Source organism: Granulicella mallensis (assembly GCF_014203225.1).
In the GTDB taxonomy this organism is placed as follows: domain Bacteria; phylum Acidobacteriota; class Terriglobia; order Terriglobales; family Acidobacteriaceae; genus Granulicella; species Granulicella mallensis_A.
Genome location: NZ_JACHIO010000023.1, coordinates 58626 through 71333, shown reverse-complemented (window position 1 = coordinate 71333; position 12708 = coordinate 58626). Strand labels below are relative to the sequence as shown.

7 protein-coding genes are annotated in these 12708 nt (G+C 57.8%); 5 read left to right on the top strand and 2 right to left on the bottom strand.

Annotated elements, in window-relative coordinates; genetic code table 11:
* The first annotated feature begins 125 nt into the window (after positions 1-125).
* Together HDF15_RS21470 and HDF15_RS21465 are read left to right on the top strand one after the other, a co-directional pair.
* Positions 126-596, top strand: a complete 471-nt coding sequence (locus tag HDF15_RS21470; RefSeq protein ID WP_184259336.1) for a cupin domain-containing protein — start codon at positions 126-128, stop codon at positions 594-596.
* Positions 597-1043: 447 nt separating this feature from the next.
* Positions 1044-2036, top strand: a complete 993-nt coding sequence (locus tag HDF15_RS21465) for a YncE family protein (RefSeq protein WP_184259334.1) — start codon at positions 1044-1046, stop codon at positions 2034-2036.
* Positions 2037-2286: 250 nt separating this feature from the next.
* Here HDF15_RS21465 and HDF15_RS21460 read toward each other — a convergent pair whose 3' ends face one another.
* Positions 2287-3330, bottom strand: coding sequence for a S9 family peptidase (locus tag HDF15_RS21460; RefSeq protein WP_184259332.1), 1044 nt, complete (start codon positions 3328-3330; stop codon positions 2287-2289).
* A gap of 207 nt (positions 3331-3537) precedes the next feature.
* Positions 3538-5274: a hypothetical protein gene (locus tag HDF15_RS21455; RefSeq protein WP_184259330.1), complete on the bottom strand. Its 1737-nt coding sequence runs from the start codon at positions 5272-5274 to the stop codon at positions 3538-3540.
* Positions 5275-6474: 1200 nt separating this feature from the next.
* Between HDF15_RS21455 and HDF15_RS21450 the strand changes: the two genes are divergently transcribed.
* The 3 genes from HDF15_RS21450 to HDF15_RS21440 all read left to right on the top strand — a co-directional run bounded on the left by HDF15_RS21450 (position 6475) and on the right by HDF15_RS21440 (position 12644).
* On the top strand, positions 6475-9951 hold the full coding sequence (locus HDF15_RS21450) for a chitobiase/beta-hexosaminidase C-terminal domain-containing protein (RefSeq protein ID WP_184259328.1): 3477 nt from the start codon (positions 6475-6477) through the stop codon (positions 9949-9951).
* A gap of 214 nt (positions 9952-10165) precedes the next feature.
* Positions 10166-10864, top strand: a complete 699-nt coding sequence (locus tag HDF15_RS21445) for an RNA polymerase sigma factor (RefSeq protein WP_184259326.1) — start codon at positions 10166-10168, stop codon at positions 10862-10864.
* Positions 10854-12644, top strand: a complete 1791-nt coding sequence (locus HDF15_RS21440) for a hypothetical protein (protein ID WP_184259324.1) — start codon at positions 10854-10856, stop codon at positions 12642-12644. Before HDF15_RS21445 ends, HDF15_RS21440 begins: the two co-directional genes overlap by 11 nt.
* Positions 12645-12708 lie beyond the last annotated feature (64 nt).

Sequence of the window (12708 nt, the reverse complement as noted above, 5' to 3'; positions counted from 1 at the left end):
GCCGACTCCGTGGGCTCATCCCCCTGGGGTGCGGGAGCCGTACTACGACTTGAAGCAAAATCCTTGTTGCCGTCATCACTGAAGATGGATCGTGCAGAGGTATAAACTTGCTGCGGAGAGGGACGATGAACAGACGAGGATTTCTGATCTCAGCAGTCGCGTTGCCGGGAGCCACTATGTTTCCGGAGGTGCTGGCGCAGTCCGGGCAGCAGATTACTCATGTGGACACCAGGACCGGTGGCGCTCTGCTGCGGAGCAGTGTAGTGAAGGCTGAAGGCATTCAGCCGGAGGGAGCCGCGCCCGGAGCAAAAGCCTACGTACACTTCAACGGTCCGACGGAGCAGCTCGCCGCGCTTGCCTCGGGGTTGGTGACGCTGGAGCCGGGAGCGCAGCCCCATCCGCCGCATCGCCATCCTGAGGAAGAGATCATGATTGTGGGCGAAGGGACTGGAGAGTTTTTCCTCGACGGCGTCGCCACGCAAGTAAAGACGGGTGACATGGTGTTTGCCGAAGCTAATGTGCTGCACGGCGTGAAGAATACGGGCGAGACGCGTATGACGTTCTACTTCATCAAGATGATGGCAAAGCACACTTGATGAGTGCCTGGTCCGCCTAAGAAGCTGCCCCTTAGCCGGATGGGTGGACTCATCGGAAAAAGATCGGCTGCGCTGCAAGCGAACGCGTGCGGAAAATCAAAGCCTCTCGACCGAGAGGCTTTTTCATGCTCAAAACTGTGATCTACGCAAGAGCCTTCTCCTGTGCCCTGTTCGGCTGCTTTCTCGTCAACGGATTTACCGACACTTAATAGCCGCTGCGTTGAGAGGAGGTGTGTCCAGAGGTCAATACCAGTAGATCCGCAACAGCGTTAAACGCTCAACGCATGATTGGCGTATGGCGTCGCGGGTTGCTGTGCTGCTGGGATGTACGTACAGATATAGGCCACGTTTGAGAAGGTTTCCCAAGGATCTCTTCGAGATTCTCAGCAGGCTATAACGATCGGACCAGATGTCATCCATTCAACTCAACAAAACAAAGGAGATTCCATGCTGAATCACGTATGCAGACTTATGGCCTTGGCTGCTGTTGCCGCAACTACCTCGGTGGTAGCAGGCGCTCAAACGATCTCGACTGTCATCCCTTTCCCGGCCGCGACGAACGGCATCGCCGTTGATCCGGTGCGGAACAGTGTTTATGTGGTGGCTCCGGACGTAACCGACACCATCTTCAATCTTGCAGTTATCGACGGAGCCTCCAACACGGTTACCGCAAACATCCCGCTCCCCGCAGGATCGTTGTTCCCCGCAGTCGACTATCTGTCCAACCGGATCTACGTAGCTGGTTGCAACAACCTGGTTACGCCGATTGCCTGCACCGTGACGGTGATCGACGGCAATAAGGACAGTGTTGTGACGACCATTCCGGTCACCACGACCGGTGGTGACGGCCTGACTGGCATCGTTGTGAATCCGCTGGACGGGCTGGTGTATGTAGCCAATGCGAACGATAATGTGATCGACATTATCAATGGCCGGAAAGCCACGGTTGTCGACACGATCAGCCTCGGCAGCAACTCGCCCAGTGCGATCGCCCTGAATCCGATTCTGAATCTGCTCTACGTTCCCTACGGCACCAACCAGACCGCCGTTGTAAACGCTTCGAATAAGCAGATTTCGAAGACAATCACCTTCGGAAGCACGACAGTTGGTGCGGCGGTGAACGTGCTTACTGGAAATGTGTTTGTAACGGACCAGGAGTTCGACGGCCCGTCTTTGACCGGTGTATTCGGTCCGCTTGGCCACGCTGTTGCAAATGTTTCGGTGGGGGCATTTCCAGTGGGCGTGGATGTGGATTCGTTCACAAACCTGGCTTTTGTTGCGAGCCCCTCGTCTAACCAGCTTGCGGTGATCGACGGTTCCAGCAATACGCTCAAGGCCACGGTGTCCAACATTCAGGCGCAGTTTGTTGCTGTAAATCCGACTACCCAGTTGGTCTACACGTCAGGCGAAAACGGCGTGACTGTCCTGACAGAGAAGTAATCCGGACTCATTGTGGAAGCAGTTACACCACTCTAGGTGGAACACCTTCTTCCAAAACCAGCCGGAAGCATGTTGCAGTACATAGCCTCTGGGGCCGTCTTCCGGCTTCCAGAGGCTATGTGTTTAATCAAGATTCAGCATCGTTCGTGTGGAGTTCCATCGGAGGCATGATCGTTCGATCCTCTCCGATCGACAACTGTAGTGCCAGGAGCAAGGCATGCCGAGATGCACGAAGTTACAGAGATTTTTCTCAGTGCGCGCTCTCTGCCTCGACGGTATTTCCAGAACCCAATTGCGCTCCCATCCACTTGACGATACCGTTTGAGCCCAATGCTTTCGCTTCCGCGGCGATGTCCGGATAGTGCATCACTTCGTCAGGAGCAGGAGCGGCTTTGGCGATCTTGTCTTTTGCGGCGTCCGGTGTGACAGGGTCGGAAAGGACCTGTTGGATTCGGATCGCTTTCCCCTTAAGTTGAGGCAGGTAGACAACCGGATCGAGACCGGAGACCCGCTGTAGAAACTCTGGTTTGAGATAGTCCGCCCGCTCGTTTTCTGGAATCTGTTTTGAGCCCTTCAACCAGTCGGGCCAATCGCCCCAGGGGTCCATCAGATCGAGCGCGCGGATGCGAGGATCGGCGGCAGCGGCGAGAATCGCCGTGGCTCCTCCCGAACCCTGCCCCACCAGGCCCACATGCTGCACATCGAGGTCACCGCGTGTTTCCATGTAGTTCAGCACCATCTGTACATCATGCGTGGAGGTTGCCAACGCTTCCTGGAGTTCGCTCACGAACCACTCCCTCAGGGGCCGCGGAGGACGGATCCGTTCCAGGGAGAGAGCGGACGCAAAGCCTGCTACGGCAAATCCGTTGCGCGTAGCCACATCGCACCAGCGGTCCTGCGGGAAAGTAGCAGCCGCCTCGACGGTGTAGTCATAAAGAAACAGGACGACCGGCATCTTTTGCTGTCCTCGCGGCCGAATGACGTAGAGGTCGACAGGATCGTTGAGGCGCCACGTCAGGCGATGCAGCTCTCGCGTACACCCTTGTACATCTGCCTTGCTCAGGGGGACGCTTCCGGTTGAATCGAGCGGAAGGCCACTCTTGGCGAGATCGATCGTGGTCCAGTCCTCGTAGGTGGATGTTTGTTTGGAGAGCGACTGAGGCGCCGTCTGGGTTGGTGACTCGAGGAAAGGGGTGGCCAGGGCCGGCTGCTGGGGAGGAGCTGCCGTTTGCGCGGTCAGAATCGTGGCTGCGAACGTAACCCCTACGAACAAGGCTATGCGAGTGCGAAACATTCTTGGCTCCTTTGAGGCGAGTGATCGGCAGAGTGTCATCGAAAGACCTTACTGCATTTGAGCAGACCGGAGGCTGTTGCTTTATGAAGTTTTCATTGTGTTCCTTTCAGCAGAAGCGGAAAGGTCGCCTACAAAAAGATTGGCAGACCCCGCTGAGCGGGGTCTGCCGGGTTTGATCGTGCAGTAGGAAGCCAGGCATGCCGAAATTTACCGGCGATGTCCTGTCTGTCCCGCCATGTTGGAGGGAGTGCAGGTGTTGCTCTCGCTTACGGTCAACGGGCTCTGGCTCAAGGTGTTTACCTTGAGACCAATGACCACGCCGCCTACATCGCCACCGGTTTCGGTAGCGGAGCAAGCAGTAGCTGCATTCGTACCGAACGCCGCCGTGCTGCCGCTGCCATCAGAGAGAGTGAGGGTCTGCACCGGAGGGGTGAAGTGGGAACGAACGACCAGCAGATTGTTCGCGGCAACGAAGTCGGGATGTGTGCTGGTAGCAAAGCTTTGCGCTGCTTTGGACAGAGCCGCAACGTTGGCGTCTTGCGTCGCGCCGACGTTTACGAGGCGAAGCATCGACCAGATGGGATACTTTCCATCGGCGGTCGTTGCGAGGCTGACGTTTGCCAGTTGAGCTGAGGTGGTGGGAATCGTGCCGCTTGCAGCCAACGGATCGATACCGTCTACGTTATAGTACTTGGCGCTGGCGGTGACTGCGGAGAAGCCAGCAAAGTTCGCGGCGCTCCAGAAGCCATAGCCGATCGAGTTGGAGGTGTTTCCTACCACGGAGCTGAGTTCCTGGCCGGTGCCGATGGCGCGGATACGCTGGCCGGTGCTGGTCGTGGTGAACTTCAGGGGATCATGGAGGACAGTTGAGGTGGTCGATGCGGGAACAGGCCAGGGCGAGGTGACGGTGCAATTTCTCTGGTTGGCAGGTTGGTTAAGGCCTACATCCTGCGAAGTTGCGAAGCTACCACCGGAGGTTCCAACCCGATTCGGAACATTGAACTCCATCGTGTTGTAGGTCCCGGAGAGCGGTTCGCGGATGAAAACCGTTACTGCCGAACCCGTCGCGGTAGGTGCAGCCGCGGCCTGATTGGTGAAGGAATTGGTCCCATCCAGGAAGCTGGCGAGTGCCTGGCTGGTGATGTTCGAGAAGGAGTGGAGTCCGGTACCGCTGGCGTCATTGACGGCAACGACGATCGGGGTGGCACCGACGGGGGTGACGAAGAACGTCGGAAGAGTGAAGTCGAGTACGTTGAAGAAGCTGGTCGAACCCGTGACGCCGGTGACGATCGTGCTGCCTGCGGCATAACCGAGTCCGAGATACTGCGTGCTAGTTCCTACGACAGAACCGCAGTTGGTGAGGGCGCGCGTGGTCGCGAACTTGGCATCTTCCGGGCGAATGTCGGTGCCCGCGAAGTTGACCAACTGGGTGGACGAATCGAGCGCTGTCACAACACTTGCGGGAAGCGCGCATTCTCCAGTGGTTCCGCAATTTGCGACTCCGCCGGTGAGAATCAGGCCTACGGGAGCGGTCGGTGCAGTGGCATAGGAGATGGAGCACTTCGAACCGCCTGCGAGATTCGAGTTATACAGGCAGCGGTTACCCACTACGGAGTCCGTCGACACGTAGGCGTAGATGTTTCCGGCAGTAGCGCAGGTACCATCCGATCCCTTCGTCCACGCAACAAAGGCGCTGCCTTTATCGATGCCAGGAGTTGTGGTGCTCAGGCTGGTGTCGGTGGCGATGGCAGTGTTCGTGTTCTCGCTCCACACGCATGAAGCATTAATGCCTCCGGTGGTGGTGGCGTTTGCGCCCAAGCCGAGTTCGAGGAACAAACCCGAAGAGCCCAGGCCGTCGAGTACAACGGTTTGTGCTTTGACGGACGCCGAACCTGCGACGACGGCCAGGCATGCGACGAATGCAAATTTCAGAATGCCTTTCATAGAAATTGCTCCTTGGTTACTACTCTGGTTTTGGAGAATGACCTGGCTTGAATAACTGCAATCAGAACAAGCCAAAGCCGTTTACTCGACTCGCCCCGCGAAGATGAGAGGCTTGCCGAGTGCTTCCGTAAGACATGAGAATTGCCGAGGTTCTATTCGTGGAGAGCGCCTCGATGGAGTCGCCCCTGTTCACGTAGACAACGGGGGAACACGCTCTCAACAGGACGTGATCACAATTCACCGCAGAGCAACAGGAGGTTTACGGGAGATTCAACAGGAGCTCGCGCAACCAGCGAATGGAAGAGGAACGATAAGACGAAGTTATAGTGAAAATGTTCTAGTGTGGTGAGTTGTTAAAAAGAATGAGGATGCTCAAAATAGCGCGAAGCGCAAACCGTGACGCTTTAGCGTCGCGGGGCGGAGGGAGCCGTGGCCTTCAGGCCACGGAATCAAGGGCAACCACGAATCGGGCTTTAGCTCTGGGCCTTTTGTTCGCAGCCGAAAGAAGGCCCGGGCCTAAAGGCCACATCTTTGCCAAACCTGAATTCCGTAGCCTGAAGGCTACGGCTCCCTCCGTCTCCCTGACGCTGAAGCGTCAGGGAACGCGCTTCGCGCTGTGGTGAACAGCATCCTCATTCTTCAACGAATTAACTTCAACGATGCACCACACTAGATGCAGATTGCCGCCATCGTCGATCGACAGTTTTTGCTCTCTTCCTCTTCATGGGCTGGCTGCCTCATCGCGCGTTGGCTTGAGACCTCAAAGGCAGGCAGAGATACGGGTTGAGTGTGGGATGGAGATTTGGGATCTCTTCGTTGCTACCGATCGTCCCTATGTATGCGCTTTTTTATACATCGTTAACATGTGTGGGTGGAGGCATATGTAACTATGTCTTCGAAAGAGTTTAAAAAGTCTAGTCATTCGAAGCGAGCCTCCTCGCGAGTCCTCTGGGAGTCTGGCTTTGCTGCGTTCCTCTGGAACGAAAGAGACTGACATCTCATACTCTTCCCCTTCTTTCAGCCTTCCCTGGCATAGCAAAATCAAGAAATCCAAAAATAATCGCGAGCCGCTGTTGAGAATAGCGTCCTCGATTGTCACTTAAGCGGAGCTTTACTCGGGCCTTCTTCGCCATCGTTGAAAAATTCAGAATGACCAGGCTTCTTTGTCGTTTCGGAAGACTGAAGGAAAAGGTGTGTCGCATGCAGGGTGGAATGGGTAAGTCGCATAAGGTTGCCGGGAAGTTTCTGATCGTCGGCTTGGTTCTGGTAGAGATGCTGGCGATGGCGGGCTGCGGCGGAAGTTCATCTTCTACGTCAGGTACCCAAACCGCGACTCCCGCCTTTAGTCCTGGCGGCGGCACGTACACAGCGTCAACGCCCGTTACCCTCTCGGATGCGACTCAGGGAGCGGTGCTCTATTGCACAACGGACGGAACGACACCCACGGCCTCTTCGCCGCAGTGCAGTCAGCCCACCACAGTCTTTAAGAGCGAGTTCCTCCAGGCCATCGCTGTTGCGCCGGGCATGTCGCCGAGTGCTGTTGCATCGGCGGGCTACACGATCAACCTCAATACGGCTCCGACGCCGAGCATCAGCCCGGCGGGCGGCACTTATACCGGTCCTCAGCAGATTAAGATCAACGATTCCTTGTCCGGCGCAAATATCTATTACACGCTTGACGGCAGTACGCCGACCGCGAGCTCTAAACTCTATACCGGCCCGCTTACGATCTCGCAGAACACCACGTTGAGCGCGGTTGCCATTGCCGCAGGTTATACGGCTAGCGCCATCAATAGCGCCACCTATACGATTCAGGCTCAGCTGCCCACGCCCGTTATCAGCAGCATCTCACCGACCTTCGCGAGCGCGGGCGGTGCTGCGTTTACGCTGACGGTGAATGGAACGAACTTTGTCTCCGGCTCTACGGTGCAGTGGAGCGGCACGGCGCTGGCAACGACCTATGGCAGTGCGACGCAGCTTACGGCTGCGGTCCCAGCCTCTCTCATTGCCAGCGCGGGTACGGCCAATGTGACGGTAGCCCAAGCCTCGGGCGTCTCTGCAGCGACAACCTTCACCATCAATAATGTTGGGCCCACGATCACGGCCCTGAATCCTTCCTCAGGAGCTGCAGGCACCTCTGTGACCATCACAGGAACCAACTTCACGGGTGCGACTGCGGTCAACTTTGGCGCTACGCCAGCCACCAGCTTTAACGTGAACTCCGCTACCAGCATTACGGCGGTTGCTCCTGCAGGTTCGGGCACCGTGGATGTAAAGGTCGTCGCGCCGAATGGTACCAGCGCGACTGCGGCTGCCGATCAATTTACTTATTCGGCTAATGCTCCGACTGTAACGGGCATCAGTCCGGCTTCCGGCCCGTCGGCGGGCGGTACGTCTGTGACCATTACAGGAACGAACTTCACGGGTGCGACTGCGGTCAACTTTGGCGCCACGCCTGCCACCAGCCTTACGGTGAATTCCGCGACCAGCATTACAGCGGTTTCTCCTGCGGGTTCGGGCACCGTGGATATCACGGTGGTCACGCCGGGAGGAACCAGCGTGACTTCTACTGTCGATCAATTCATCTTTGGAGCCATCACGCTCAACGGTACAGTCGTCAGCGGCACGTCGCCGATTACAGGTGCGACGGTGCAGCTGTATGCCGCAGGCACCACCGGCTACGGCAAGGGCTCCAGCGCTCTTGCGACGATACCTGCCACCATTCTCACGGATTCCAAGGGGACATTCACGCTCCAATACGCCTGCCCCGCAGGCGGCGCGCCCGGCGACCAGATGTACCTGGTTGCCACCGGGGGGGACAGTGGAAGTGGAGCTAACTCCAGCCTCGCGCTGATGGCAGGGCTGGGTACCTGCGGCACCCTTCCCTCGTCCGTCACGTTGAATGAAGTGACGACAATCGCTTCGGCCTATGCGTTGTCAGCGTTCGCCACGGTGAATACGAGCGGCGGCATTACGGTGGGCGCGCCGGCATTAGCAACAACAGACTTGAGTTGCAACGCCGCAAGCGGTTGGCTAAGCACAGGAATAGAAACCTGCAACTACACCGGGCTGTCTAGTGCCTTCAAAGCGGTGTCCAATCTTGTGGACCTGGGGACAGGCACGGCGCTTACCAACACGCCGGCGTATAAGGTGGATCTGGCAGGCGACCCGAATATCCTGAACAACAGTACGGTGCCGACCACGCGCATCAACGCGCTGGCGGATATGCTGGCCTCCTGTGTGGAGAGCAGTGGCTCAAGCTGCGGCAGCGGCCTGTTTGCATCGGCAAAGCCGAGTGGCGGCACGCAACCGGGAGACACGCTGCAGGCGGCGCTCGACATCGCGCAGAACCCCGGCAACAATGTCGCAACGCTGCTCGGTCTGGTCGCATCCATGACGACCCAGCCTTACAGCCTTACGAGTCCGGACCCCGGCAGCAGCCCCCTTGCCGTGACCGGTCCTGACGTGCCCACAGACCTGACCCTGGCGCTCACCTTCACCGGAGCGGGACTGGGAGTTGGGCCTGGCGTCACATTCGCGGACGGCAGCAACGGGGGGAGCCTCAATGGGGCCATGGGTGTCGATGCCGCCGGAAACATCTGGGTTGGGGCAGGCATTTTTAGCACAAATACCTATCAAACATCAGCCCTGATGATCGCGGGGTTCAACGCCCTGGGTGCGCCTCTGTCTCAGACGCCTGCGACTACCCTGAGTTCGGGAACCCCGACCTATGGCGGGTACAACCCGGAGCCGAATCTGAACCTAATCCCTGATATCACTTCGCTCGCCATCGACCAGTCAGGGAACCTATGGGTGAACGATGGCACAGGCAATGTGGTGGAAATCAACACCAGCCCCAGTCTTTCTGCGCAGAAACCTGTTTCTGTGGGGGTTACCCAAGGCATGGCCATCGACGGCAGTGGCAACGCGTGGTTTATCGTGTCGGGTACCAATGTCGGCGACATCCAGGCCAACGGGACCATCGGCATTACCGGAACGACCCTTTCCAGCTACAACCTGAGTTACCTGGCCTTCGACGTCGGTGGCGGGCTGTGGGCTGCCGGCAAAAACCCTGCTTTCGGTGGGGATGTATTGCAGGTCAGCACGTTGGACGGAAGCATCTCCTACGACGCATTTCCGTCGAGCAGTTCGCCCGCTAGTTACTCAACAACTCTGGCCGCGGACGGCGGTGGCCATATTTACGGATGCGATGGTACCGGGACGAAACTCAACGAGATCCAGTCGGGCTCTGTGCTGAACACCTACCCGATCGCGACCCAAAGAGCTTGCGGCACGCAATTGGTGCTCGATGGACAGGGCCATCTCTTTTCGGTGCTGAACAACCCTTCCACCAGCTCAGGGGTGGGCAACTTCAACACGAATATCGATGAGTTCACAACCGGCGGCAAGCTGATCTCACCTCTGGCGAACGGTTACACGGGCACCAGCAGTACAGAGACTCCGACACTGATTACAGATACCAACGTTTTAGGTAATCCGGTTCCTGGGATCAGCGCGGCCATCGATAGCTCCGGTGACCTCTGGGTGCTGAATGCCGACTCATTCGGCTCCAACGTCCGAGGCAATGCGCTGGTCGAGTACATCGGCATTGGAGCTCCGGTGATCACGCCTGCTTCGACTGCACTGGCGAACGGTTTGTTGGGAGTGCGTCCATGACGAGTGCAGGCAGGGGCGAAAAATACTCGGAGAAATAATGTGGGCATCGCAACCGTTTCGCATGGATATGCAAATCTCGACTCTGCTTTCACCGCCCTCTGTATCCAAGGCTCACGCTCTGGATACAGAGGAAAGACGACATCCGTCTTCGCTGGGAGATGCGAAGCGTCAAGGACGAGTTGCGCCCTGCGGGCAGGGTATAGGAGCAGCGAGAATGCAGATCTGTCAGAGAACGGAGATTCATATTCGACGGAACAGCGGCTCAAGCTTCACGGAGCCGGAACTACCCACGGAGGATGCAACCTATCTTGCGCCGACATTGCTTGAAGATCGAGCGCCCACTGGAGACAAGGAACGGCAGGACCCCGTGCAGACTCTCAAAGGCGATTCAAGGGAAGCGTTCATCCTCGCCCTGTACGACGAGTACCGGCCCAGGCTCTACCGTTACATGCACAGCATGCAGTTGGGACGCGATCATGCAGACGAAATTATTCAGGAGACCTTTATGCGCCTGACCATAGAGCTTCTCAAGGAGAGCAAGATCGAAAACGTCCAGGGATGGATTGTCCGGGTGGCCCACAACCTCGCCATCAACGTGTTGAAGAAGGAGCACGGGACAGTCGTGAATGAAGAGGCCCGCAGTTTTGTCATGGAGAATCTAGCCGATCCCGCGTTGAGCCCGGAGGAGAGCTATTCGAATAAGGAGCAAGTCAAGCTCATGAGGACGGTACTTTCAAGTCTGAAGCCGCAGCATCGGCAGTGCTTTCAAATGCGGGCGCAAGGCTTCCCGTACAAAGACATCGGTCTCGCACTTGGGTTCAGCGAACAACGAGCTGCTTTCGTGGTGAAGCAGGTGGCTGTGCGTCTGGCAGCAGTCTATGGCTTGCGGAATGGTGGGCAGGGTGATCGATAAGCTGCTGCGGCATCTTCTTCCCAACTCCGATACCCATCTCTCCGACGAGCGATTGGCGGCTTTGTTTTGCGGCGAGCTTTCACTCTTTGAGCGGTGGACGGCGCGGCGGCACCTGGCCATGTGCAGGGAATGTCGGATGCGTCAACGGAGTCTCGAAGGGCCGCGCGCCGAATACATGATCCAGCTTTATCGCGAGAGCCTGGAGGGCGTGGACACGATCCTTCAGGAAGAGCCCCGCGAGGCATTTGCCACGTGGCTGCAGTTTCAGGTGCGGCGAGAGACGTCGCAACAAAGGTGGACTGTCCCAGCTTCTGCTGCCTGGAAGCACAGCCTCTTATCGGCTCTGCCGTCAGCATCCATCGGGGTGGCGATTGGGCTGATTACGGGAGCTTTGGTGTTTTCGTTCTTGGGGCAGGAACGCATTCCCAGTATCAGCGCAAATGCTCTGCTCGTTCGTGCAGAGAGCTGGGACATGCCCAACACCGCGGCGAACCCCGGAGTGGCGCACCAGACGATTCAAATCAAGACGGCGAAGCAGACTGTGAATCGATCGATCTATTGGGATGTGCAGGGAAGGCATCGGCCTAAGCCTGCAACCTTGTCCGTTGCTGAAGAACAACTCCGTTCGACACTTGGCGCGGCGGGAGTGGACTGGAACCAGCCCATCTCCGCCTCCGCGTATCAGGCATGGCACGATCATCAGCATGTGCGTGCCGATCGTATCGATCGTAGCGGTGTTCATCTGCTAACGCTGACCACGACCGTGCCGGATGGCGAGGTGTCGGAAGAATCGCTGACAGTGCGGGATACCGATTTTCATCCGATTGCGCGGCGAGTCGATTTCCGCGACAGCGAGATTGTGGAGATTGCCGAAGTCGATTTCACGATCCTGCCGTGGAGCTCCGTCGGTCCAAGCGTCTTTGAGCCGGTGGGAGGAGTGGGCGACCCGAAGATGATCGGGTCACAACTACAGCCCCTTCTGCTCCCCTTGCCCCGTCGTCCGCTGGCGCCGACTCCTGAACAACTGGACGAAACCGAGCTTACAGTCAGGCTCATTCTGAATCAGCTTGCAGCAGATACCGGTGAGCAGATCGAGATCCATCGGCTTCCGCAGGCCATCGAGGTGGATGGTCTGGTCGAGACGGAAGAGCGCAAGCGGCAGTTGGAATCTCAACTTGGGTCAGTGCCGCGATTGAAGCTCGTCCTCCAGAGTGCGGCGCAGATGCGGGAAGCCCCGCTCACCGGAAGTGAATCCGTTAGCGTGCAGGCGACATCTTTGCCCGACCGCTCGTCGGCGCTGGAAACATATCTTCGGTCGCGCGGGCGGAAGGTTGACGACATCAATGCGATGGCGCAACAGACCTTCACCGCTGCTCTCGCGATCAGCCATGAGAGCAGCGCAATGGTCGATTTGAAGACGCGCTTTGTGGCCACAGAGCAGATGCCGGTCATAGCTTCGGCGACGGTCGTGGAGTTGCTCTACAGCCATCACGCACGCCTGGAAACCGCTCTGCGCCAGGAGCGCGGGCTGTTGGCGCAGATGGAGGGGGGCTCCTCTTTCAATGGACGCATCCTTGCGCGGGGCTCGGCCTCGCTTAGCGAGGAGGCGTCCAGGAATCTGGTGTTTGTGAAGGAGCTGACGCAGACCGATGCTCCGGCTGAGCGAAACGCGGAAGCGATCTTCGCGGACATGTCCTCAACGCTGGATCGCATCGCCGGCGCTGCGGATCAAGCCTATGGGGAGTCTGCAAAAGACTCCCGCCGGAATACAGACAGGTAGGAGAACCCGGTCATGCAGTCCATTATTATTTCCAGTCCGCTTTCACGTTTTGCACCTGCCCGGC